The 23,948-nt window shown below is 58.1% G+C and carries 16 protein-coding genes; 8 read left to right on the top strand and 8 right to left on the bottom strand.

Annotated elements, in window-relative coordinates:
* Positions 1 to 37 precede the first annotated feature (37 nt).
* Positions 38 to 2,503 carry a TonB-dependent receptor gene (locus R5R33_RS06635; RefSeq protein ID WP_318955235.1) on the top strand — a complete coding sequence of 822 codons (2,466 nt, stop codon included), beginning with the start codon at positions 38 to 40 and terminating at the stop codon, positions 2,501 to 2,503.
* Between the two features lie 78 nt (positions 2,504 to 2,581).
* Positions 2,582 to 4,051 (top strand): CehA/McbA family metallohydrolase, encoded by a 1,470-nt coding sequence (locus R5R33_RS06630; protein ID WP_318955234.1) that lies wholly within the window; start codon positions 2,582 to 2,584, stop codon positions 4,049 to 4,051.
* A gap of 122 nt (positions 4,052 to 4,173) precedes the next feature.
* Here R5R33_RS06630 and R5R33_RS06625 read toward each other — a convergent pair whose 3' ends face one another.
* Positions 4,174 to 5,658, bottom strand: a complete 1,485-nt coding sequence (locus R5R33_RS06625) for a protein adenylyltransferase SelO (protein ID WP_318955233.1) — start codon at positions 5,656 to 5,658, stop codon at positions 4,174 to 4,176.
* The gene (locus tag R5R33_RS06620; RefSeq protein ID WP_318955232.1) at positions 5,655 to 7,145 is read right to left on the bottom strand and encodes a Ppx/GppA phosphatase family protein; all 1,491 of its coding nucleotides are present in this window, start codon (positions 7,143 to 7,145) and stop codon (positions 5,655 to 5,657) included. Before R5R33_RS06620 ends, R5R33_RS06625 begins: the two co-directional genes overlap by 4 nt.
* Before the next feature lie 174 nt (positions 7,146 to 7,319).
* On the opposite strand from R5R33_RS06620, the gene ppk1 reads away from it, so the two are divergent.
* The gene (ppk1, locus tag R5R33_RS06615; RefSeq protein WP_318955231.1) at positions 7,320 to 9,368 is read left to right on the top strand and encodes a polyphosphate kinase 1; all 2,049 of its coding nucleotides are present in this window, start codon (positions 7,320 to 7,322) and stop codon (positions 9,366 to 9,368) included.
* A gap of 25 nt (positions 9,369 to 9,393) precedes the next feature.
* On the opposite strand, the gene R5R33_RS06610 is transcribed toward ppk1, so the two are convergent.
* The gene (locus R5R33_RS06610) at positions 9,394 to 9,903 is read right to left on the bottom strand and encodes a hypothetical protein (RefSeq protein WP_318955230.1); all 510 of its coding nucleotides are present in this window, start codon (positions 9,901 to 9,903) and stop codon (positions 9,394 to 9,396) included.
* A 99-nt stretch (positions 9,904 to 10,002) separates the two neighbouring features.
* Complete coding sequence (gene aceK, locus R5R33_RS06605; RefSeq protein WP_318955229.1) at positions 10,003 to 11,766, bottom strand: bifunctional isocitrate dehydrogenase kinase/phosphatase; 1,764 nt, start codon at positions 11,764 to 11,766, stop codon at positions 10,003 to 10,005.
* Positions 11,767 to 11,835: 69 nt separating this feature from the next.
* Here aceK and R5R33_RS06600 point away from each other — a divergent pair, with 69 nt between their 5' ends.
* Complete coding sequence (locus R5R33_RS06600) at positions 11,836 to 12,444, top strand: MarC family protein (protein ID WP_318955228.1); 609 nt, start codon at positions 11,836 to 11,838, stop codon at positions 12,442 to 12,444.
* Between the two features lie 155 nt (positions 12,445 to 12,599).
* Here R5R33_RS06600 and R5R33_RS06595 read toward each other — a convergent pair whose 3' ends face one another.
* Positions 12,600 to 12,746 carry a lmo0937 family membrane protein gene (locus R5R33_RS06595; RefSeq protein WP_160154582.1) on the bottom strand — a complete coding sequence of 49 codons (147 nt, stop codon included), beginning with the start codon at positions 12,744 to 12,746 and terminating at the stop codon, positions 12,600 to 12,602.
* A gap of 244 nt (positions 12,747 to 12,990) precedes the next feature.
* On the opposite strand from R5R33_RS06595, the gene msrP reads away from it, so the two are divergent.
* Both msrP and R5R33_RS06585 read left to right on the top strand, forming a co-directional pair.
* The gene (gene msrP, locus R5R33_RS06590; RefSeq protein WP_318955227.1) at positions 12,991 to 14,001 is read left to right on the top strand and encodes a protein-methionine-sulfoxide reductase catalytic subunit MsrP; all 1,011 of its coding nucleotides are present in this window, start codon (positions 12,991 to 12,993) and stop codon (positions 13,999 to 14,001) included.
* Positions 14,001 to 14,621: a protein-methionine-sulfoxide reductase heme-binding subunit MsrQ gene (locus R5R33_RS06585; RefSeq protein ID WP_318955226.1), complete on the top strand. Its 621-nt coding sequence runs from the start codon at positions 14,001 to 14,003 to the stop codon at positions 14,619 to 14,621. The genes msrP and R5R33_RS06585 overlap by 1 nt, the downstream gene beginning before the upstream one ends.
* Before the next feature lie 113 nt (positions 14,622 to 14,734).
* Here the strand turns inward: R5R33_RS06585 and R5R33_RS06580 are convergent, their stop codons facing one another.
* The 3 genes from R5R33_RS06580 to R5R33_RS06570 form a co-directional block, all read right to left on the bottom strand.
* On the bottom strand, positions 14,735 to 15,619 hold the full coding sequence (locus tag R5R33_RS06580) for a hypothetical protein (RefSeq protein ID WP_318955225.1): 885 nt from the start codon (positions 15,617 to 15,619) through the stop codon (positions 14,735 to 14,737).
* Positions 15,619 to 16,845 carry a hypothetical protein gene (locus R5R33_RS06575; RefSeq protein WP_318955224.1) on the bottom strand — a complete coding sequence of 409 codons (1,227 nt, stop codon included), beginning with the start codon at positions 16,843 to 16,845 and terminating at the stop codon, positions 15,619 to 15,621. Before R5R33_RS06575 ends, R5R33_RS06580 begins: the two co-directional genes overlap by 1 nt.
* 188 nt (positions 16,846 to 17,033) lie before the next feature.
* Positions 17,034 to 18,995 (bottom strand): PhoX family protein, encoded by a 1,962-nt coding sequence (locus tag R5R33_RS06570; RefSeq protein ID WP_318955223.1) that lies wholly within the window; start codon positions 18,993 to 18,995, stop codon positions 17,034 to 17,036.
* A gap of 204 nt (positions 18,996 to 19,199) precedes the next feature.
* Here R5R33_RS06570 and R5R33_RS06565 point away from each other — a divergent pair, with 204 nt between their 5' ends.
* Complete coding sequence (locus R5R33_RS06565) at positions 19,200 to 21,791, top strand: TonB-dependent receptor (protein ID WP_318955222.1); 2,592 nt, start codon at positions 19,200 to 19,202, stop codon at positions 21,789 to 21,791.
* 174 nt (positions 21,792 to 21,965) lie between these two features.
* Positions 21,966 to 23,897 (top strand): phytase, encoded by a 1,932-nt coding sequence (locus R5R33_RS06560; protein ID WP_318955221.1) that lies wholly within the window; start codon positions 21,966 to 21,968, stop codon positions 23,895 to 23,897.
* Positions 23,898 to 23,948: the final 51 nt, after the last annotated feature.

The raw sequence follows: 23,948 nt of genomic DNA, 5'->3' as shown, positions 1-23,948 counted from the left end.
AAACAAATACATCACACATTTTATTGGGGGCAATTCAATGCAATCGCAAAAATTCATCAAGGCGCCGCTGGCCGCAGTGGTCGCCATTCTCTGTTCTGCCGCTGGCGTGCAGGCACAGGAATCCAGCGCCGAGATCAAATCTCTGGAAGAAGTTGTAGTTACTGGGCGTGCCGGTTCCAGCGCGCTGCAAAAAGCAGAAGCCAGCTACGCCATCTCCACGCTGAATTCTGACGCACTGGCTGCTGCCAACCCGCAGAGCACTGCCGATGTACTGCGCCAGGTTCCGGGTTTCTGGGTGGAATCTTCTGGTGGTGAAGCCAGTAATAATATTCGCGCGCGCGGTATTCCCCGCGATGGTTACTCTTCTATCGCCCTGCAGGAAAATGGCCTCGCAATTCAGCACGATGGTGGCCTAGGTTACCTGAATGCGGACCAGTCCTTCCGCCTGGACGAAACCATCGAGCGTGTTGAAGTGGTGCGCGGTGGCCCCTCTGCGATTTTCGCCTCCAATGCCCCGGGCGGCGTGGTGAACTTCATCAGCCGCAAGCCTTACGATGCCACTGAAAGCATCGTCAAAGTGGAAATGGGCGATTACGGTCACACCCGTATTGACGGTTTTTACGGCCAGCCGGTAGGCGAAGACATGTTTTTCTCCGTCGGTGGCTTCTATCGCCAGAACGACGGCGTGCGTGATCCCGGCTTTACCGCCAACGACGGTGGCCAGGTTCGCCTGAGCCTGGGTAAGCGTCTGGAAGAAGGCGAGCTGTTTTTCGACCTCAAACACATGAATGACACAGTCGCGTTCCTGCTGCCGATTCCGCTGACCACGGACAGCAACGGCGACGTCGCGGCAGTTCCCGGCTTCAATGCTAACTACGGCACCATGATGGGGCCGGAGGTCGAACACAATGTGTATCGCAACCTGGGCAATGGTTACGATTTCAACCTCGGCGACGGCACCCACACCGAATTGACCCAATTCACGTTTACCGCCGACCATCGTCTGGGTGAATGGGACCTGCACAACACTTTCCGCTACCGCGTGAGTGAAACCCTGCGTAACGGTCTCTTCCCCACCGGCAGCCTGCAGAGCGCGGAAGAGCGTCTGGCAGAATACTCGGCCATGCTCGGTGGTATTGCCGACTTGAGCATCCGTTTTGCCAACGACCCGAGTGCCACTTTTGACCTCGAAAATAATGCCGGCAATGGCCTGGTACTGAACGGCAACCTGCTGTCCGTAGACGTGCCGCTGGATGAAATGATTAATGACGTCCGCCTGACTCGCACCTTCGACATGGGCGAGCAGCAACACGACGTGGCCTTCGGTATCTACTACGCGGATTTCGAGTACGACTTCATCCGCTACATGGCCACCGCAATGTTTGAAGTGGCCGAGCAGGCGCGCCTGCTGGACGTAGTTGCCAATATCGGCGGCCAGGAAATTGCGGTAACAGAGCACGGTATCCTGCGCTACGGCTCCCTGTACGACAATGTGCACGGCACTGGCGAAACCACCGCGCTGTACGCGTCCGACGAGTGGCAGGTCAATGACCAGCTGCGCATTGACGGCGGCCTGCGCTACGAAATGATTACCCTGGGTGGTTCCGTAGAAGGCAAGCATGTGGTGGATCTGCAGCAGAGTGCGAGTCTTGCGGACGACCAGTTCATCACCGGCAACGGCGAGTTCACCGCGATCGATCGCGAATACAATGAGTTCGCCTGGACCCTGGGCATGAACTACCAGTTCAGCGACGATCTGGGTGCCTTCGCGCGCTACACCGACTCTTTCCGTGCACCGAGCACCGCTGACTTCAACGGCAGCCCCCAGCGTACCGATCTGCGGGTGGAGCCGATCAAGATGATGGAAGGCGGTATCAAGCATACCGGCGAAAAGCTGGATGTCTTTGCCACCGCGTTTTACACCCACTTCGACAATATGCGCTTTACTGACTGGGTGTTTGATTCAATCAACAACGAGTACACCAGCAAAACCGCCTACGGGGATACCGAGACCCTGGGTCTGGAGTTGGAAGCCCTGTTCCGTGCCAATGACATGTTTGATTTTGGTCTCGCTGCCACTTTCCAGTCGCCGGAATACAAAACTTTCTCCTTCACCGAAGCCAGTGGTGAGGTGAAGGATTACAGTGGCAACCAGCTGATCCGCGTGCCGGAAATGTCCTACCGCGGTACCGCCGGTTTCAATCTACTGAACGACCAGCTGCGCGGTGAGCTGGTGATGGAGCACTTCTCCGATCGCTATGCGGATACTGCCAACACCCAAGAACTGCCGGCCTACACTACCTGGTCCCTTAGCATGCGCTACGATCTGAGTGAGCAGATGGCGCTGCAATTCAATGGCCATAACCTGACCAATGAAATCGGCTTGACCGAGGGCAATCCCCGCGCTGGTCAGTTTGAAAGTGCGGATGCCGGCAAGGAGTTCTTTATGGCACGCCCGATCCTTGGCCGCTCCTACACCGCGAGCATCCGTTACAACTTTTAATTCAAAGTAATAAGAATCATCGCAATGCTTGGCCAGGGTTATCCCCTGGCCTTTTTTGTTTTAAGCGGAGGTATTCCAATGCAAAAGAAAAATTATTTTTTATGCGCGCTGATCATGCTTTTGAGTGTCGCGGTTCAGGCCGCGCCAACGGTCATTGTCCTTGACGGCAAACTTACCCGAAAGGATCACCAGACCTACCTTGAAGTGCCGTTCAAAGTGCCGGCGGGCACCGACCGGGTCACGGTAGAGTTTTCCTATGACCGCAGCGAGGGCACCACCATTGATCTGGGGCTACTCGACAGCGAACGCTTGCGCGGCTGGAGTGGCGGCAACAAGTCCCACTTCACCCTTGCAGAAACCGATGCGACGCCATCTTATCTGCCTGGCCCGTTGCCGGCTGGTGAATGGCGCCTGCTACTGGGCATACCGAATATCCGTGAAGGGATAACCACCGCATACACCGCGCGCATAACCCTGCAGCATGGGGCGGAAGCGTTCACAGAATCCTTTACCGATCAAAAACTGGCGGACGGCGCCCGCTGGTATCGCGGTGAACTACATGCCCACACGGGCCACAGCGACGGCGGTTGTCGCGCCCAGTCCGGGGAAAAGAAGCCGTGTCCGCTGCTCCACACTGTGCAGGCGGCAGCCGAGCGTGGGCTGGACTTTATTTCCATCAGCGAGCACAACGCCCGCTCCCAGTACAATGGCCTGCGGGAACTGCAGGCCTACTATGATCGTCTGTTACTGATTCCCGGCCGCGAAATCACTACCTTCTACGGCCATGCGAATATTTTCGGTTCCACCGGTTTTGTCGATTTTCGGGTAACCGATGGCAATGTGCGACCGCTGCAGGATAAATTACCGGAAATAGGTGCGATCATGTCTATCAATCACCCGGGGCTTCCCTCCGGCGAGGCCTGTATGGGCTGTGGTTGGACTGCGGAGACGGACTACACTCGCGTAACCGCCATTGAAGTGGTGAACGGCTCGGTATTGAAACGCGCGAGCGGCCAACTGAATCACCCGTTTTCTGGTATCCCGTTCTGGGAAGCGCTGCTCGACCAGGGCTATCGCATCAGTGCCATTGCTGGCAGCGACAATCACGACGCGATTCATGAAAAAGATCAGCTGTCTGGTATCGGCCTGCCGCTTACGGCTATCTACGCAGAGTCCCTGTCACAGCCGTCGTTGCTGGATGGCCTGCGCGCCGGACGCGTGTTTATCGACCTGCAGGGAAAGACCGATCGCTCGCTGGAGATTGAAGCGCGTAGTGCCGATCGGAACGCGGGAATGGGGGCTGTACTGCATGTGGATGGCCCGGTTACCGTGTCCGTTCGCGTGCAGGGAATTACCGATGCGAAAATGCGCCTGATTGCCGGAGGAAAGGCCATCGAGCAGCAGGGTGAGCTTGAAGGCGATCTATGGCAGACAGAATTCACGCTGCCGAAGGGCCGTGACCTGAAGTGGCTGCGGGTGGAAATTCTCGACGCGAATGGTAATCCGCAACTACTGAGCAATCCGGTGTATATCGAGGCAAACAGCTGAAGGCATCGTTGGTATATGAAAAGGCCCGGAGCCGATGGATTCCGGGCCATAGTCTGGAAAGTTCACAATCCAGGGTTTACCGCAAAATTTTCTGGCAACCTGGTAATACGCTGTTCAACAACTCAAGAGGAGCAGCTGATGGGCAGGTGTTTACCAGTCTCCGGCGGCGCCGCCGCCCAGCTTTCAAATCCCGGGTGCTCCGCAAAGGGCGACTGCAGTAAACCAAAAATGACCTCCAGAGGCTGGAAATCGCCGGCTTCCGCCGCCTCAATTACCCGCTGTGCCAGGTAATTCCGCAACACAAACTTGGGGTTTGTGCACAACATGTCCCGGCTGCGCTCTTCCGCTGAACGGCTCTCCTTGTGCAAGCGCTGGTCGTAGTGCGAAAGCCAGTTCCCCAACGCCGCATGTTGCGAAGGAGAAACGAGCTCCTCCAGTGAAGTAGCCGGTCGCTCTCCGCAATAACGGCTGAGGGCGCGGAAAAACAGCGTGTAATCCACCCGCCCCGATTCCAGCAACTGCATCAGGTCCGCACAGAATTGTTGATCGCCCTCGTCCTCGATAGCTAAGCCAAGCTTGCGCCGCATCATTCCGGAGTAGAACTCGATCAACAACGGCTGATACTGCCCCAGGCAATCCTTCAGCATTTCGACATCCAGTAGCGAAGACAACGCGTGGGCCAGCGCATTCAGGTTCCACAGCACCACGCCCGGCTGTGCATCAAACGCATAGCGCCCGGTGTGATCCGAATGGTTGCAGATAAATCCGGGTTCATAGTCATCCAGGAAACCATAGGGGCCGAAATCAAACGAATCGCCGATGATCGACATATTGTCCGTGTTCAATACCCCGTGGGCGAAACCCACCGACTGCCAGCCGGCCACCAGTTCCGCACTGCGTTTCACCGTAAACCGCAACAGTGCCTCCGCCTGAACCTGTACCGGTTCATCGGCAACCTCCGGCAGAAACTGCGCGCACACGAAATCCACCAGTTTGTGCTGGGCTTCCAGCTGGCGGGTGTAGAACAGATATTCAAAATGTCCGAAGCGCACATGCGAGCGCGCCACGCGGATCAGCGCCGCACCGGTTTCCAGCTTTTCGCGCGCCACCGGTTCCTGACTTCCGACCATACACAGTGCGCGGGTGCTGCGAATACCCAGCGCTGTCAGCGCCTCGCCGGCGAGATACTCGCGGATGGTGGAGCGCAATACCGCGCGGCCGTCGCCAAAGCGGGAGTAGGGCGTCTGCCCTGCGCCTTTTAAATGGAGATCCCAGCGCTTGCCGTTGCGCTCGATTTCCCCCAGCAACAGCGCACGCCCGTCACCGAGTTCGGGGTTGTAGCTGCCGAATTGGTGCCCGGTATATTTCATGGAAAACGGAACACTGCCGCGGAAAAGTTTTGTGCCGCTGCCGAGCAGCGCCCAGTCCGGATTAGTTACTTCCCGCGGATCAATGCCCAGCAGCTCCATTACCGCCGGATTGACGTGAATGGTGTGCGGGTTCTGCAGTGGGGTAGGCGGCAGCGGGGTGCCGAAAACCGGGCCGAGATCGGCATAGTGGTGCTGCAGTTTCAGCTGGTCGAGTGATTGGAAATCGGGATTATTCACGAGCTGCTCAGGGTCAGTTTGATGTTCTTGTCGGCCCAGCATTCTACTTCCAGCTCCAACAGGTCCTCGATGGCCGGGTAGTGGTACAGCCACTGCGCTGGAATCTCCAGCTGATAACCGGGGCCGTCGGCGGCAAGGACCAGGCCCGCGATGTCGCGGTCCATATGGTCCCGGTGCACGATACAGGCGAGACGCAGGCACAGAAGCAGGTCATTGTTGGGGTGGAAGCCGTAGTGTTCCTGGGTCGCCTTGATATCGCCGCGCTGGTTGCGCACCAGGTAGGCCAGGTTTTCCTGTTCGCTGCGGCTGAAGCCCGCCATATCCGCGTGCTCGATCATGAAGGCGCCGAGCTTGCGGAAACTGCTGTGGGATAGGGCGAGACCGATTTCATGCAGATCCGCGGCCCAGCTCAGCATGCGGCGTTGGCTTTTCAGTGAATGTGGATTCAGCTGCGCGAAGAATTGCAGCGCTGTACTGGCGACCCGCGCGGCCTGCTCACGATCGATTTCTCCGCGCTCCATTAGGTTGGCAATGCTATCCGCACGGCGGTCGCCACCGTGGGCACGCCCGGCCAAGTCGTGGACGATACCCTCGCGGATCGCATAGGGAGAAACCTGCATGACCTCGATATTCAGCTCGCGAAAAATTCCATGCAGAATGGCGAGACCGGAGGCGAACACCGGACGGCGTTGCGGATCCAGGTACGGCAGGTCAATGGCGTCCACGGTTTTGAAGTCGGCCACCTTGTCCGCGAGTTTGTCCAGGTCGTTGCGATGAATCGGCAGAAGTTCCCCATCATTCAGGATTCGCGCCACCGACTTGATGGTGCCGGAGGCTCCGATGACCACCGAGTCGTCGGCAATATGCCGCAGCTCCTGCAGCTCGGCCTGGGCCGCGCGGCGGGCGCGCACAAAGTTGTTGCGTTTGCCGGCGTCGATCTTGCCGCTGTCAAAAAAACGGCGATTGAACGCCACGCAACCCATATTCACGCTCTGCAACTGGCGCGGGCCTTCCACTCCGCGCACCAGTTCGGTTGAGCCGCCGCCGATATCCACCGCGCAGCGCAAGCGAGGCGGACCCTCTGCGGCGGCCATCACGCCGGAAAAAATGAGTCGGGCCTCTTCCACCCCGGAGATGATCTCGATGGGTGCGCCGAGAATGGCTTCCGCCGCCTCCAGAAATCCATCCGCCTGTGTGCTGGCGAGGCGCAGGGTATTGGTACCCACCACGCGCACATTGTCCGCCGGCAGCCCCTGGATCACCGGGGCAAAACGCCGCAGCGCTTCCAGCGCCCGCTCCACCACCTCCGGCGCCAGGTTGCGCTCGCTGTCCAGACCATCCGCCAGGCGGACCATGGCGCGGTCGGTGTGCAGGCGTACCATGCGTTGTTCACGGAATTCTGCTAACAATAGGTGGAAGCTGTTGGAACCCAGGTCGAGCGCTGCATAGCGCTCGTGGTTGGGTTCCGCGTTGTTGTCATTTGTCATGTTTTTTCTTGTCAAATATCTGAAACAAAAATGTAGCAAACTGCGCGACCTTCAACCTGGCCATAGCGTGTTCCTATAATCTTGAAAACCATAGAAACTGTATTGCCATTCGGCTTTATGTCCAATGATGACGCGGGGGCTAGCGAAAGTCTCAACGAGAAAGCACCAGAGAGTATGGCAAACGACATCCCCCTGTACCCCAAAGAGCTCAGTTGGCTCTCCTTCAATGCCCGGGTATTGCAGGAAGTGGAAGACGAGAGCGTGCCGATTATCGAGCGCGTGCGTTTTCTTGGCATCTTTTCCAACAATCTGGATGAATTCTACCGCGTGCGTGTGGCGGATGTGCGGCGCCTGGCCACCTTTGCCAAGGGCAGTGCCCAGAAAGACCAATTTGGTGAACTGCTGGGGAATATCAATGAAAAGGTGTTGCGCCTGCAGGCCCGCTTTGGCAACGCCTACGGCAAGGTCCTGAAAGATCTTGGGCGCAACAATATCCACCTGATCAGTGAGCGCCAGCTTACCGACAACCAGCGCGCTTACGTGGAGGAATATTTTCACCGCGAAGTGTTGCCGGAGCTCGAGCCCTTTTTTATCGACGATCGCGAAACGATGCCGCTGCTGAACGAAGCGAGCATTTACTTCGGTATCTATCTCGAACTTGAAGACGGCAGCCTGCGCTTCGCGGCCCTGGAAATTCCCACGGATATCCTGCCGCGCTTTATCGCCATCCCCCACCGGGAGAAGAAAAGCGAAAAAGTCTACATCGTGCTCGACAATGTAATCCGCGCCTGTCTGCTGGATGTATTCCGCTATGTGATGCCCATCAACAAGGCATCCGCCTATACCTTCAAAATCAGCCGCGATGCGGAACTGGAACTCGGTGAGCACGTCACCCAGAATATCGTCGATCGGCTGGCCAAGTCGCTGAAAAAGCGTAAGCAGGCGGAGCCGGTGCGGCTGGTGTACGACTCCAGCATGCCGGAGGCACTGCTGCAGCTGATCAAGAAAAAGCTCAAGATGGGCAGCTACGACAGCTTCACGCCCGGTGGCCGTTACCACAATTCGAAAGACTTCATGAGCTTTCCGGCGGACAGCCGGCAGCACACCTACCGCCGGATCAAACCGCTTCCCACGCTGCCCGACAGCGCGAATATTTTTGCCTGGCTACGCGAGCGCGACCGCCTGTGCTACTACCCGTATCACGACTTCCGCGTTATCACCAAGTTGCTCGCCTCCGCCGCCATCGACCCCAAGGTGCGGGAAATTCGCATCAACCTGTACCGGGTAGCGAAGAACTCCCGTGTGGTGGCATCACTGGTCAACGCCGTGCGCAACCAGAAGCAGGTGACCGCGGTGGTGGAACTGCAGGCGCGCTTCGACGAACAGGCCAACCTGCACTGGTCCAGTGAACTGAGTGATGCGGGTGTGGATGTCATTTACGGTGTGCCGGGCCTTAAGGTGCACTGCAAACTCGTGTCCATTGTGCGCGAAGAAGACGGCCGCGACCGCTATTACAGCCACTTTGGTACCGGCAATTTCAACGAAAGCACTGCGCGCTTTTACTGCGATTTCAGCCTGCTTACCGGCGACAGTAAATTGGGCGAAGACGCCTACCGGGTATTCGATTTTATCAAGCAGGCCCACCTGCTGCCGGACTACCGCCACATCTGGGTCTCCCCGCACTCGAACCGCCCCAACCTGTTGGCCGCGATCGACCGCGAGATTTCAGCGGCGGTCGCCGGCAAGCCTGCGGATATCTTTATCAAGTGCAACAACCTGGTGGATTCGGAAGTGATCGAGCGTCTGTATCGCGCTGGGGAGGCCGGCGTACGGGTACGGATCATCGTGCGCAGCATGTGTGCACTGGTGTGCCAGACAAAAGGTATTTCCGAAAATATCGAAGTGATCAGCCTGGTGGACAAATTCCTCGAGCACGCCCGTGTATACGCCTTCCACAACGATGGCGATCCGCAGGTATATCTGTCTTCCGCCGACCTGATGACCCGCAACCTGGACCATCGGGTGGAGGTTACCTTCCCGCTGTTATCGGCGGATCACCGCAAGACGGTGCTGGATATTCTCGAGTTGCAGTGGCAGGACAACCAGAAGGCGCGGCTGATGGACGCGGACCAGAGCAACAGCCTGATCGCCAATCGCAACAGTGCGCGCAATGTGCGTTCGCAGGATGCGATTTACCGGTACCTGAAAAAGCGGGAAGTTTGAATGTAACGAGCTAATGCATTAAAGATCAGTTTTTGCTAAACCCCACCAAGTTCCCATTTTCGAAGGAAAGGCGGTAACCCTCGCCCACCTTCAGGCGATCCTTGCAGCGGGACTCGATGGTAATGCGGGGAAACTGGGGGGTGACCACCCAGGTGGTAAAATCGTCTTCCGGACCGCGCCTGATCAGCCAGTAATAGTCACCGTGTTGACAGGCGCCCCTTTCCATACAGTTGTCATAGCCCCACACAAAAGCGTGGACATCGTACTTCGCGGGCAGGTCGGCGGCGGGCTGGAAGGGGTGTCTGGGGTCATCGGTGAATTCGTAGAGATCGTCGAACTTGAGCAGGGTGTAGCCCTTGGCGCGCACCTCACAGCTGGCGGTATGTAGTGCTACACCTGCGGCTGCTTCCGGTGACTTTGACTTGTCGGTCTTGGGCTTGCCGTCCATTTCACTGGGCAGGTAACCACAGCCCGTCATGGTCACGCTGCATAGCGCCACGCCGACGCACAGGGCGCCACAGCCGAAATACCGCACTTCCAACCTCCATCGGTACCAAACCGCTCCTATTACTATAGCCACACTTCCGCGACAGGCTGGGGGGCTGTCGACATGGGAGTCACCGTTGTTTTTGTGCTATGGGCTGCTGCGCTTGATCGGCAGGCGGCGGAACCGCACCTTGCGGCGGTAGGGGAAGGTACTCTCCACACGGCCGGCGCGGATACGCTCTTGCAACCGCTGCCAGTAGCGGTAGTCATAGAGGTCGCTGTGCTGGTCCTCGAATGCCTTGCGGGCCACCGGGTTGCCGGAGAAAAACAGGCGGAACTCTTCCGGGAAAACATCCGCTTCCGCCACCGTGTACCAGGGGCGGTCCGCCAGTTCCTGCTCCGCGGTGTGCGGCTCGGGAATCTTGCGGAAATTGCACTCTGTGAGCGGGCACAGCTCGTCGTAATCGTAAAATACCACTCGCCCGTGGCGGGTTACGCCGAAGTTTTTCAGCAACATATCGCCCGGGAAAATATTCGCCGCCGCCAGCTGCTTGATGGCGTTGCCGTATTCCTCCATCGCTTCCACCGTCTGCTGTTCGTCCGCGGTGTCGAGATACAGGTTGAGCGGTTCCATGCGCCGTTCCACATACAGGTGCTTGATGATGACCCACTTGTCGTCCATCAGCAGTTTGCTCGGCGCTAGCTTCTGCAATTCTGCCAGCAGCTCCTCGCTGAAGCGGTTGCGATAGAAAATAAAGTTGGTGTACTCCTGGGTATCCGCCATGCGCCCGACCCGGTCGGCCCGGGATACGAATTTGTATTTATCCTTGACGATTTCCTCGGTGACGGTTTTCGGCGCATCGAAGCGATCCTTGATGACCTTGAATACCACCGGGTAAGAGGGCAGGGTAAACACGCTCATCACCATGCCCTTGATGCCGGGCGCGATAATGAACTTGTCGTTGCTCACCTTCATGTGCGCGAGGATATGGCGATAGAACTCGGTCTTGCCGTGCTTGTGGAAACCGATGGAGTTGTACAGCTCGGATTTTTCCTTGAGCGGCATGATGGTGGAGAGAAAGCGCACAAAGCGTGAGGGAATCGGTGCGTCCACCATGAAGTAGGAGCGGGTAAAACTGAAAATGATGCTGGCGGAATCGTTGTCGAAAATCACTGTGTCCACAAACACCTGTCCGCGACCGTTGTTCAGACAGGGCAGGATCAGGGGGATCACTTCGCCGGCAAACATCAGGCGACCCACTAGGTATGCCGCCTTGTTGCGGTAGAACACGGATTCCAGCATGTCCACCCGCAGGCGCTGCTCATCTTCTTCCGTTTCCAGCTTGCCGGCCAGCGGCCCCTCACGCAGGGCATCGCAGATATGGTCGAGGTCGCGGTCCAGGTCTTCCCAGGGAATGGAGAAACCGTAATCGGCGAGTATGTCTTCGAGCATTGCGCGCATCCCATCGCGACCGCTGTAGCTGATGTAGATGCTGTAATCCCGCAGAGGCTTTTCATCCGGTGCGCGGGAGGATTTCACAAAGATATGGCTGTCGTGAATATGCGCGTGCTGGAACTGGCTGCAGAACACCGAATTGAAAAATGTTTCGGCAATTTCGTAATTGTTGTTGTTGGCGATCAGCTGCGCGTAAGTTTCCTTGGCCTGACCCCACAACTCCAGCTGGGTGGTGTCCTTGCTGGTGACCGAGTGCACCAGCTTCAGCACCTGGTTTACCTTCACCTTGTACAGATCGATACGTTCCTTATTGGCCTCGTGCACGCCCGGCCAGGCTGCGGTTTCAAAGCGCGCCTTGGCTCCCAGGGTAATATTCTGGAAATCCGCGAAGTACGCATCAAAACCATTGAGAATGGTTTTGGCGATGCGGCGGGCGGTCGGGGAGTGGTTCGTCATGCACTAGACTCAATTGGATCCGTTTTCATACCATGTGGCCGATGTTAGCACGGACCTCCGGGGGACCAATTGAACGATTGGATCAGCAGCTTTGTCTTTTTCTTTGCGGTTATTGATCCGGTGGGCACCTTGCCGGTGTTTATCGCCGTCACTAGCCGCCACGAAAACTGGCAGCGGCGCAAAATCGCATTCCTTGCAGTGGCGGTTGCCACAGGCATCCTGCTGTTTTTCCTTATCTTCGGTCAGTACCTGCTGGAAGCCATTGGCGTGCCGCTGTCGGCCTTCCAGGTGGCGGGCGGCATAGTGCTGTTCCTGTTTGCGCTGACCATGATTTTTGGCGAGGGCAAACCGGAGCGCGAGGTGGAGCTGATTCGCAGCGGGCATGAAACCGCCATTTTTCCCTTGGCGATTCCTTCAATTGCCTCACCGGGCGCGATGATGGCGGCGGTGGTGTTAACGGATAACCACCGCTTCGATCCCATTCACCAGGTCAATACTGCCAGTGCCATGTTTGCGGTGCTGGCGATCGTTCTTGTGCTGCTGCTCACCGCCAACTGGATCTATCGCTGGATTGGCGATGCCGGTGCCAGTATCGTCAGTCGCGTGATGGGGCTGATCCTCGCCTCTGTGGCTACCACCAACGTGCTGTTGGGTATCCAGCAGTTTTTCCTGATGTGATCGGTAGGCCACGGACTGCACCCATGAGGACATGCCCTCGGTAGCCGGCGCTGCTAAATCGCAACGCCGGCGCGCGCATGGATTGCGGCGCCGGCGCAGAAGAACCGTCTGTATCAGCTCGTCCCAGCCGCCGCTGGGGGGCTGCGAGCAGTGGGTTACGGCCCGCGTCCCCGCACCAACCGCAGGATCAGCAGGATCACGGCGATGACGAGCAATATGTGCAGGAAGCCACCCATGGTGTAGGAGCTCACCAGCCCCAGTAACCAGAGCACAACCAGAATAACGATAATCGTCTCAAGCATTTGTGCTACCTCGTATTGGTTACCAGCCGAGGCTCAGGACAAGAGCCGACTGGAGTGAAGAAACAGTAATTTGCCGTTCACCGCGTCACAAAGAAAATCGTTCCACATTTCGATTGGGTATAAATGTGCGCGAAACTATTGTGAACAAAACTATAAGTACGCGCTCTTATAACTCTGAAGCCGATGTTCCGTTCCGACGGAATACCATTGCAACGGCCGGAATCGCTAGAGGAGACCCCAATCCATGCTGATCAAAACACCCGCCCGCAGTACCCTTGGCGAAACACAAACCACACCCGAGGCAGCTTATGTTTCCCGCCGCAGTGTGATCCGCGGACTCGGCGCCGGTCTTGGGGGGCTGCTACTGTCGGGGGGCGCCAGCGGCCTGGACCTGTTTGGCGGTGACAAAAAAGAAGCCGCCGGCGACGCACCGCGCAAATCGCTGAACTTTTCGCCGCAGCAGCCGGCCCCGGACCTGATTCTTACTCCCGAGGCCAAGGTCACCAACCACAACAATTTTTACGAATTCGGCACCGGCAAAACCGATCCCGCGCAAAACAGCCAGGGGCTGAAAACCGAACCCTGGACCCTGACCGTGGAAGGGGAGGTGGAAAAGCCGGGCACCGTGGACGTGTGGAAACTGATGCACGATATAGGCTTGGAGGAGCGTATCTACCGCATGCGCTGTGTTGAGGCCTGGTCCATGGTCATCCCCTGGGTTGGGTTTGAACTGGGCAAGTTCCTCGCGCGCTTCCAACCCACCAGCCGCGCCAAATTCGTCGCCTTTCAGACCCTGTACGACCCGGAGCAGATGCCAGGCCAGCGCAACCGCTATATCGGTGGTGGCGTGGATTACCCCTATGTGGAGGGCCTGCGTATGGACGAGGCTATGCATCCCCTCACCATCCTGTCGGTCGGCCTCTATGGCAAGACCCTGCCACCGCAGAATGGCGCGCCGATCCGCCTCGTCGTACCGTGGAAATACGGTTTCAAGGGCATCAAGTCCATCGTCAAAATCAAACTCGTGGAAAAAATGCCGCCCACCAGCTGGAACAAACTCGCTCCCAATGAATACGGCTTCTACGCCAACGTAAACCCGAACGTCGATCATCCACGCTGGTCTCAGGCTAGCGAGCGCTTTATCGGTCCCGGTGGCGTGTTCGCGGTGAAACGACAGCCAACGCTGCCGTTCAATGGCTACGGTGAGGAAGTGGCGTCACTCTACAAAAACATGGATCTGCGGAAGTTCTACTAGTGGCTGCTATCTCTAAGAACGCCGTTGCAGGACTGCTGCAGATCGGTGTGCATATTGGTGCGCTATTGCCGCTGCTGTGGCTGTTTTATGCGATTAACGCGGGGCGTCTGGGGGGCGACCCGGTGGTGGAACTGATCCACTATCTGGGCATGGGCACCATTCGATTGCTGTTGCTGACCCTGCTGGTATCCCCTCTGGCCAAATCACTGCGCTTCGGTCAGCTGAACCGACTGCGCAGGCCTCTGGGGTTGTGGTGTTTTGTATGGGCGAGCCTGCACTTCAGCGCCTGGCTGGCACTGGACCTCGGTCTCGACTGGTCGCTGATCGGCGAGGAGCTGGTCAAGCGCACCTACATTCTGCTGGGCTTTACCTGCTGGCTGATCCTGCTCGCACTCGCGATCACCTCGATACCGGCACTGCTCAGGAAAATGGGCAAGAACTGGAAAAAGCTGCACGGTTTGCTTTACGTTGCGGTACTGCTGGCCTGCTGGCATTTCTGGTGGTCGGTGAAAAGTGGTTGGATTGAACCGGCGATTTATCTTGTCGTCGCACTGTTATTGCTTTTGTGGCGAAAAAATTCCGTCATCCGCTGGATGAAATCATTCGGACGCAGCCATTGACCGGCGATATTTGATTGCCGGGTCAATAACTAGCGTGAACCTGATAGGTCGGCTGCTGTGTCAGCAATGATCAGCGCTAGAACAGCTAATTTCTAAAATCCTACCGTTGCAGATTATTTGTAGCGATCGGGCTTGTACTCGAGGAGAGTAAGACCATCTTTGTCTACATCTGCGGGCCAGTGAAAGGGCTGGCAGTGGCGGGGTACTGTGTATTCAGCGTGACAAGCGGCTTTCGCCTCGTCTATCTCCCGCTGGAATTCTGTTGTCGGGGTAAAACGGATACTGGCGATGATGTTTTCTACCAGCTGGCGGAAAGGGGCCGGATTGATTTTTGCATCTTTTTCGGCCCAATCACCGACGCAGGCCTGACCATATGCGAAGTACAGCGCAACCAAGGTATCTTGTGCCACAGGAAATATTACATAACGTATATGCCTAGAGTACGCGGTGATCTCTTCAACGTTGAATTGCACTGCTGGCAATGGCAGTGTCGTGATCGGCGTCCATTCAACTGGGGCTCGGAGGTAAGGTGTCTGTTTTCTTTCATCGTATACTTCGTGTCCGCTGTATGCAGTTATATAGCCTTGCACCGCGGTTTCCAGAGCTGCCGGATATAGAAAATTTATATCTGGGTTCTCCTTGGATGTCCCCAATAACTCCATGGAGAAATCGACGTTTCCCTTGTAACCGGTAAACCAGGGGCCGTAGAAGGCCCAGCTTCTGCTACAGATTGACTCGAATTTCCAGCTGCGGCTCGGCATCCACAAATCGGAGCAACGCATGGCACAGCTCAGATCGTAAGAACGACCAGGAACGAGTGATATCTGTTCTGTACGAAACTCCCGCTTGGGTGCGTGGCGCGGCGCGCGAAATTGCAGGGTGCCACCGGGCAGCAGCACCTGGGCTACTCTGGTGCGCTCGAACGACGGACCCTGCGGTGTGCATTGGCCCTGATGTTTCCTGAGCTCCAATGGAGAATACTTAAGGATATCAAGCATCAGAATTTCCCCTTGAGCTTGTTGTACTGCCTGGGCAACCAGGCCTGCATGGCAATATCCCCCAGCTTGCTGGCCGCGGCCACCTTGCCAGCGGCTGCGCCGAGGGCGGCGAGAAAGGCACCGGTGGCGGGCGCACTGATGGAGAGCCCCACCAACGCCGCGGCACCGGCAATAAAGCCGATGGCTCCTTGCAGGCTTTTACCAGTGAGCACTACGTCCGTGGCGGCGTGCAAGTATGTATAACTCTTGTGTTCATGGCGACGGCGCGCCTGGATCAGCTCCAGCTGATCGCGATTGCCGATATAGTCCAGCATGCCAGTCTCATTGAAATTTCGCTGCAGCTTCAACCCCATTACACCGTGTGCCGCCTTGATGGCCTCGTGTGGAGAGGTGGTGGGTCTCACCAGAAATACCGTGTGGTCTTCCAGTGTGACCTTACGATCTGCCAGTATACGTAGGGCCTGGGTGAGCACGGCAGAACCACCGAATTCGGAGATGATGCGCACATCTTGAACCTTACGCGCCATATAGATAGTCCGGGCCAGCAGCAGGGCCGATTCATGTAGGTTCTCATCCTTTAGTGGGTTGATGGCCTTGCGGTAGTTTTTAAGGCCGCCGATACGCGCCTCCCCGGGAGTAAAGTGCATATCAAAACCGTTGGTGTCCAGAGTCACACCTCCACCGGACACCTCTGAAACCGCACCTCCAGAAAGGTTGGGCGCAACTGAATTTGCAGCTACGTCGAGAGTGTCATAGCCGCTATCGCTTACTGCCAGAACCCGGTGTTTTTCATTTTTTAGCGTTCCATACGATCTCGGTTTTGATTGCCAGATGTTACGGTTTTTTCGCACCTCATAGAGCCCCGGCGCTTTCCCTTCCTTAATTAGCTGCCCGTAACCCAGGTCCGCCTGAAAATGCAGTAACTGATAACTGTCATCGGCCAGTTTCTCTGCAGTTACCCGGCAACCCGGCAGTATCACCACGAATTCTTCATTGCCACCGCGATGGATTGAGCCGGGGTTGACGAAGATATCCTTGCGGCTCAGACGACCGGCAGCGAGCTGCTCGATGCCGCGTACGGTGAGCAGGGCCCAGTAGTTACCGGTGTTGGCAAGCTTTACCAGTTCTCGCCAAATTAGCTCTGCTTGCGGAGTAATGGTGACGCGCTTGCCGGCATGATTACCGGCGATAAGGGTATTCGCGCGCGCAGGGGCGGTTGAAAACATGTGACGGATTCCCTTCTGAAAATTCCCTGTCGACTAGCGACTGCAGGAATTTTACTGGGATGGCCGTAAAATTCTATGGAGCATCTGTACCAAGTAGCAGATAACGATTCTTGATCGGCGGTGCTCCCTTTTTATTCGAGAAGCGCTGCCGCCACTGCGTCAGTATTAAAACCCAGGCTACCGAACAATCAGCTACCCACCACCCCACCATCCTTGCGACGAATCGCCAGCACCGAAGGCCTAGGTGGTAAACCGGGATCATTGTCCGGCCAGCGGTGCAACGGATTGTCGAAGGTGGAGCGGCGCACGTCTGCCGGATGCTGTACCGAGACAAACAGGGTGGTTCCGTCCGGGGTAAATTCCGGACCGCAGATTTCCGCCCCCTGCGGGCAGCCAAAAAAGTGCTTCGGTGCCGCGCGCAGCTCGCCCTCGGTCGCCATCGCCCAGAGCCCATCGTGGAAACCGAAACTCTCACAGCCGTCGGTGGCAATCCACATATTGCCTTTGGGATCAAACGCCACATTGTCCGGATTCGCAAACCAGCCGTTGGCAGAGATCGTGCCCGGGATTTGCTGGCCGTAGGCGCCGCGCACCTCCGGCTCCTCGGCATTGGGATTACCACCCAGGAGAAATGTGTTCCAGTGAAACGTATCGCTCACATGATCCCGAGCCCCACTGCGCCCCGGCGGCACAATTTCCAATACGTGACCAGTACTGTTGCGCGCGCGCGGATTCGCCGCATTTTCATCGCCCGGTGCGCGCTTTTTATTTTTGGTCAGCATCACATAGGTACAATCGTTTACCGGATTCGTCTCCACATCTTCCGGTCGATCCATCGGCGTCGCCCCGAGCAGCTTGGCCGCGCGCCGGCAGTCGATCAGCACATCCGCCTGATTGCGGAATCCGTTTTCCGGCGTCAGCGGACCCCGGCCGAATAACAAAGGCAGCCATGTACCGGCGCCGCCCTCGCGGAATTGCCCGGCGTACAGCGTGCCCTCGCTGAGGAGGTTGCGGTTGTGCGGGTTTTCCCCTGGGCGATAAATACCTGACGAGACGAAGCGGTACACAAATTGGTGTTCATCGTCGTCGCCGCCGTAGGCCACGATCGGCTGGCCCGGTTTGCTCACCAGGGTAAACCCCTCGTGCTCGAAGCGACCGAGCGCGGTGAGCTTGCGTGGCGTTGACTGGGGATCGTACGGGTCGTATTCCACCATCCAGCCGAAGCGGTTTGGCTCATTCGGTTCCACCGCGATATCGAAGCGGCGGTCGTAGTCGCCCCAGTTGCGATTGTCCGGGGAAATGCCAAAGGCGTGGTGATTGCGTGCTTCCACCTCGTCCGCGACATTGTCCGGGTCGCCCTGAAAAGCGCCGCCAAAACCCTCCTCGGCAATCAGTACTGTGCCCCAGGGAGTTTTACCGCCGGCGCAGTTGCCGACAGTGCCGAACACGCGTGTGCCGCTGGGGTCCTCATTGGTTTGCAGGCGGGAGTCGCCGGCGGCAGCGCCCACAATATCCATGGCGGTGGTCAGGGAGATCCGGCGGTTGTAGGTGCTGCCCACCACTGGCTGCCAGCCGTCTGCGGCCCTCTCGATTTCCACCACACTGTGGCCACAGGCCTGTTGTTCCACCGCGATATGCTGGTCGCTGGTGCCGCGGATGGAACTCGCCTCGGTGTATCCCGCGAACATCAGGTGGGGCTGGGTGTACTCGTGATTGACACACAGCAGACCGCGCTCGCTGTTCCTGCTGAGGCAGTGCTTGTCGCCCTCGCCGGGCCCGGCCTCGGGGTCTAGTGGCAGGAAGGCGATGAAGTCGTTGTTGTAGCCGAAGCGGCGCGATTGTTCGCCGGCGTCCAGTTTTTCCGGTGCGAAGCTGCCGGCAAAGGCGTCCAGTGGATCACCCCAGCGCAACAGCAGGTCCGTGGCGTAGCCGTCGGGAATATGGTGGCGGTGATCCAGCCGGTGGGGAATTTCTGCAAATGCCAGGTTTTGTCCGGTGGCGCTTGTTTTATCTGCACCGCAGCCGGTCAGCAGGCTGGCACCGCCACTGGCAGCGGCGGCTGCGGTAACAGTGCCGAGGGTTTTGAGCAGTGTGCGCCGGCTGGGATCGTACGGCGCGGTGTCCGGAGCTTTCGGGTTATTGTCTGTCATAAATTATTCACCTGGCTGCAATATTTCCCTGGCCTGTTTGCGGATAGTTCAATTTTAGGCAATCTCCGCGCTGACCCTTTTCATGTTGCGCCCAGCGTAGCGACGCTATATGACAAATTTAAAAAAAGCGTAACGCAAACTTCACATCCCGAGACTAGCCTGCGCCCCATCAAAATAACCGCCATGAAAACGGGACGGGCAGCCATGACTAAAACTGTATTCAACCTCAAACTGGTGGCGCCGCTTGCCGCCGCCATCATCAGTATCAATGCTGCTGCACAGGAAGCACCGACTGCGCAGGGTGAACCGATGGAAACCATCGTGGTTACCGGCCAGGCCGCCAACGCCCGCAGCGATATCGAGCGCCAGCGCGACTCCAACAAGGTGATCGCGGTGCAGACTTCCGAGGCCATCGGTGAGCTGCCGGATGCCAACGTGACCGAGGCGCTGCAGCGTATGGCTGGCGTGTTTATTGCGCGCGACCAGGGCGAAGGACGTTTTGTGGGCGTGCGCGGTATCGACCCGAACCTGAACGCTTCTACCATCAACGGCATGAGCCTGCCGGCGCCGGAAACCGACAGCCGCGCGGTGGCGCTGGACGTAATCCCGTCCGACCTGCTGGCGAGCCTGGAAGTCTTCAAGACTTTGACCCCGGATATGAGCGCCGACTCCATCGGTGGCGCGATTGAGATCAAAAGCATCAACGCGCTGGACAAGCCCGGTCAGACTTACAGCGTCAATATCGAAAACGGCTACAGCGATCTGCAGGATGAAAACAGCCCGAAAATTTCCGGCAAATACACCAATCGCTTTGACCTGGGCGGCAGCGAGCTGGGTGTGGCACTGGCCGCCAGTCATCAGGAGCGCAAGTTCGGTTCCGAGAACATCGAAACCGACGGCGTGTGGGAAATGATGGAAGCGGAAGATGGCACCGAAGCCATCGGCGCGCCGGAAATCGAGCAGCGCGACTACACCATCACCCGCGAGCGCACCGGCCTTGCCGCCAACTTCGACCTGAAAGTATCTGATAGCAGCCTGGTGTATCTGCACACCCTGTACTCCGATTTCTCCGACGCCGAAGAGCGTCAGCGCAACTCCTTCAAACTGGACAAGGGCGATCTGCAGACCATCAGCGCAAACTCCGCCACCTGGTCCGATGCCACCCTGGACAAGTCCCTGAAAGATCGTAAGGAAGAGCAGGAAATTCTGTCACTGGTGTTCGGTGGCGAGCACAACCTGAACGAGTGGGGGATCGAATACGCACTGGGTTACTCCCACGCGGAAGAGGCCGAGCCGCACCGCCGCGATACCGGTTTTGAGCAGAAGCACCTGGAGCTCGGCTACAGCTCCGCCGGCGACATCCCCACCCTGTTTGCCAGCGACGCCGCCGCCATGGACGCTTCCCAGTTTGATCTGGATGAAATTGTCATCGAAGACAACTACACCGAAGACGAAGAAGTGAGCTTCCGCGTCGACGTGCGTCGCGATATCGAAATGGCCGGCAACCCGTCCGAGCTGAAGTTCGGTCTGCAGGAGCGTCGTCGTGAAAAATCCGGCGACCTGAATGCCACTGTGTACAGCGACTTCGGCGGCGACTACACCCTCGCCGACTTTGTCATGAACGATGTGGATTACGGCCTGGCCGCGTTCGGCCCGGGGATCAGCAAGGCGAAGCTGAACGCGTTCATCAACGAGAACCTGGGCAGTTTCGAAATCGACGAAACCGAGACCGCGTTGAGCTCAGCGCGCGATTACGTGATGAACGAGGATATTTCCGCGCTTTACGTAATGAACGATATCGACTTCGGTCGCGCCAATCTTGTGTACGGAGTGCGCTACGAAACCACCGATTTCAGTGCCCAGGGTTACAGCGTCGCCGAATCTTCCGAGGCGATCGAGGGTGCCGAGGAGATCGCAGAGGATGTTTACGCCACCGAAGTAAACTTCAAGCGCAAGTACAGCAAGCTGTTTCCAAGCGTGAACTTCAAGTACGACTACACCGACAACATTGTGCTGCGCGCGGCTTACACCGAGTCGCTGTCGCGTCCCTCCTTCGGCGACCTGAATCCGTCTCCCGAAGCCATCGAATACGACGAGGGCGAGCTGGAGGTGGAAGCGGGTAACCCGGCGCTGGATCCCTACGAGGCCCAGAACCTGGATTTCTCCGTGGAGTACTACGCCGACAAGCTGGGTATGTTCTCCGTGGGCGTGTTCCACAAGAATATCGACAACTTCATCGTGACTGCCGATGTCTCCAGTACCGTCGACCCTTCCCTGTATGTGGGTGCGCTGGCGGTGGATGAAGCGCAGATTTACCAACCGATCAACGGTGACAGTGCCAAGCTGACCGGTGCCGAACTGTCCTGGACCCAGGGTTTTGACAACGGCCTGCTGTTGCGCGCCAACGCCACCTTCACCGATTCCGAAGCGAGCCTCGGCCTCGGTGCGGATGCTGAGCGCAGCGACAAGATCAGCCTGCCTTCCCAGGCGGACCTGGTGGGCAACTTCATCGTCGGCTACGAGCGCGATGCGCTGAGCCTGCGCCTGTCCACCACCTTCAAGGGTGAGCGTCTGTTGGAGGTGAACATGGAAGACGAAGCCTACGACCTCTATGAAGACAACCATATGCAGGTGGATTTCTCCGCCAAGTACCGTTTCAACAACGGCTTGAAGCTGTCCTTCAGCGCGGTGAACCTGACCGATGAACCCTTCTTCACCAATAACTCCGGTTACAACGGTGTTTATGAGGAGTACGGCACTTCTTATGTGCTGGGCCTGACTTACTCGAGCTTCTGAGTTTCAGGTTGATTGGCAGAAAGCCCGGGCGCCAGGGGCGCCCGGGCTTTCTGCTATTTTTTTACATGGGATTCGACCGTCATCCGTTTGACATGGTTTTGTCATCGGTGGGGCGTATTTTGGTGCCCGGCGCGGTCGAAACCGTAAATCGGCTCTTTGCAAAGCGTGAGTACTATGACGCGTAAAACATTAATTTTTTCCGCTGCGGCGCTGGCTCTGGCCGTTGTGCTCGGTGGCTGTGGCCCGCAGATCGACAAGACGGCAGCGGCCCAAAAACCCCTGACACCCCAGGGTGCGCTGTCCCTCAGCAATGTGGTTTCCAGCCAGCTGGCACCCCTGGTGCTGGGTGGTGCCGATTACCTGTTGCTGGCCAGTGAAAAGCGCGGCCTGGTGCTGGTGAGCGCCGAGGGCGAGGAAAAACTGGCGCTGGATGGCGGTAAGGTGGAACGCTTTGCACTGCAGCAACTGGAGCAGGACCGCTGGTTGATCGCGGTCTACGACGAAGACAGCGCACAGCTGCAGTTGCGCCTGCTGGATCTGGAGCAGGGCAGCCCGCGCATCCGCTACCTGGCCGCCATGGCCACTACCGCGCCGCAGGTGGCGCTGTGTTTCTCCCGCCAGGCGGAGCGCACGCACCTGTTTGCCATCGACGAAAATGGTCTCGGCCAGGAGTATGTGGTGCACCCCCGTGAACAGGCCTGGGAATTTACCGGCGTGCGCCCGCTGTATTTCGGCGAGCAGGTGTCCTCCTGCACCGTGGACGACCACAGCGGTAAACTGCTGGTGGCGCAACCGCCGCTGGGCATCTGGAGCCTCAACAGCGATGCGGAAATGGATGAAGACCGCCAGGTATTCGCTACCCCTGCGGAGCTGGGCGACGGCGAGTTCGGCGGCCTGTGGCTGGACAGCGCCAGTGGCAATCTGTGGCTGACCTCCGGCGAGCGGGTGCTGGCGTTCAATATCAATGTTCCGGGGAAACCGCATTTTGTGGAATCTCTTGCAGATATGGAGCCGGTTTCGGCGGCGGTACAGCGGGGTTCCCTACTGGCCCTCGAGGAAGAGAGCGATCGCGTGCAGCAGTTTGCGGTGAAACTGCCGGAGCCCGCGGCGGAAATACAGGCCTTCCGCGGGCCGGTGGAAATCCCGCGGGTGCGCGCGAGCGGCCAGACCGCGCCGGTGCAGTCCGGTGGTGATGCCGCCGACGACCCTGCCATCTGGGTCAACCCGGCCAACCCGTCCGCGAGCCTGATCCTCGGCACCGACAAGAAAAGCGGACTCAGTGTCTACAAGCTGAGCGGCGAGCTGGTGGAACACTTCCCGGTCGGCCGTGTGAACAACGTGGACCTGCGCCCGATCCAGCACGGCAAATATGTCGCCATTGCCGCCGCCAGCAACCGCACCGATCCGGGTATCAGCCTGTTCGGCATCACCGGCGAGGGCAAGGTGGAGGACCTGGGGCTGCGCAGTCTGGACATGGGCGATCCTTACGGCCTGTGTGTATACCGTCGCGGTGCCGACCTGATGGCCTGGGTATCAGATAAGGACGGTCCGGTGCAGCTGCTTCAGATTGTCCCCGGTGAGGGCAATGTGGACTGGCGCCTGCAAAAGGTTGCCGAGCTCGACGTGAAGAGCCAGGTGGAAGGCTGCGTGGTGGACGACGAGATGCAGATGCTGTTCTTCGGTGAGGAAGACGGCGGTATCTGGCGCCTCGATATCGCCGCGTTTCTCGCCGGCGAAGCCAAACCGCAGCTGATCGCGCCCGTGGATGGCGAGCGTCTCGCCGCGGATGTCGAGGGCATGGGCCTCTACCACGCCGGCGACAACAGCTATCTGGTGGTGTCCAGTCAGGGCAACAACAGCTACGCCCTGTTCAGCCGCGACGGCAGCCAGTTTGTCGGCCACTTCAAGGTGGATATCAACCTCGACAAGAGCCTTGACGGCAGTTCGGAAACCGACGGTCTGGAGGTGTCCAGTGCGTCCTTCGGCGACCAGTACCCGCAGGGCCTGCTGGTGGTACAGGACGGCCGCAACCGTATGCCGAGCCAGACACAGAACTTCAAGCTGGTGTCCTGGGCGGATATCGCCGAGACCCTGCAGCTGAAATAGGTTCCGGGTCCAGGCTGGCCTGTCCCGAGGGTGGAGTTTCCCCCCGGGTAT

Origin of the sequence: Microbulbifer pacificus, assembly GCF_033723955.1 — a bacterium.
Taxonomy (GTDB): Bacteria; Pseudomonadota; Gammaproteobacteria; order Pseudomonadales; family Cellvibrionaceae; genus Microbulbifer; species Microbulbifer pacificus.
Note: the sequence above shows the minus strand (reverse complement) of the source record. Positions and strands in the feature narration are given on the sequence as shown.

Bases quoted from the DNA above. Each gene is read 5' to 3' on its own strand.
- R5R33_RS06635 (WP_318955235.1), top strand. From the start codon at position 38: ATGCAATCGCAAAAATTCATCAAGGCGCCGCTGGCCGCAGTGGTCGCC.
- R5R33_RS06630 (WP_318955234.1), top strand. From the start codon at position 2,582: ATGCAAAAGAAAAATTATTTTTTATGCGCGCTGATCATGCTTTTGAGT.
- R5R33_RS06620 (WP_318955232.1), bottom strand. From the start codon at position 7,145: ATGACAAATGACAACAACGCGGAACCCAACCACGAGCGCTATGCAGCG.
- ppk1 (WP_318955231.1), top strand. From the start codon at position 7,320: ATGGCAAACGACATCCCCCTGTACCCCAAAGAGCTCAGTTGGCTCTCC.
- aceK (WP_318955229.1), bottom strand. From the start codon at position 11,766: ATGACGAACCACTCCCCGACCGCCCGCCGCATCGCCAAAACCATTCTC.
- R5R33_RS06595 (WP_160154582.1), bottom strand. From the start codon at position 12,746: ATGCTTGAGACGATTATCGTTATTCTGGTTGTGCTCTGGTTACTGGGG.
- msrP (WP_318955227.1), top strand. From the start codon at position 12,991: ATGCTGATCAAAACACCCGCCCGCAGTACCCTTGGCGAAACACAAACC.
- R5R33_RS06580 (WP_318955225.1), bottom strand. From the start codon at position 15,619: ATGCTTGATATCCTTAAGTATTCTCCATTGGAGCTCAGGAAACATCAG.
- R5R33_RS06575 (WP_318955224.1), bottom strand. From the start codon at position 16,845: ATGTTTTCAACCGCCCCTGCGCGCGCGAATACCCTTATCGCCGGTAAT.
- R5R33_RS06570 (WP_318955223.1), bottom strand. From the start codon at position 18,995: ATGACAGACAATAACCCGAAAGCTCCGGACACCGCGCCGTACGATCCC.
- R5R33_RS06565 (WP_318955222.1), top strand. From the start codon at position 19,200: ATGACTAAAACTGTATTCAACCTCAAACTGGTGGCGCCGCTTGCCGCC.
- R5R33_RS06560 (WP_318955221.1), top strand. From the start codon at position 21,966: ATGACGCGTAAAACATTAATTTTTTCCGCTGCGGCGCTGGCTCTGGCC.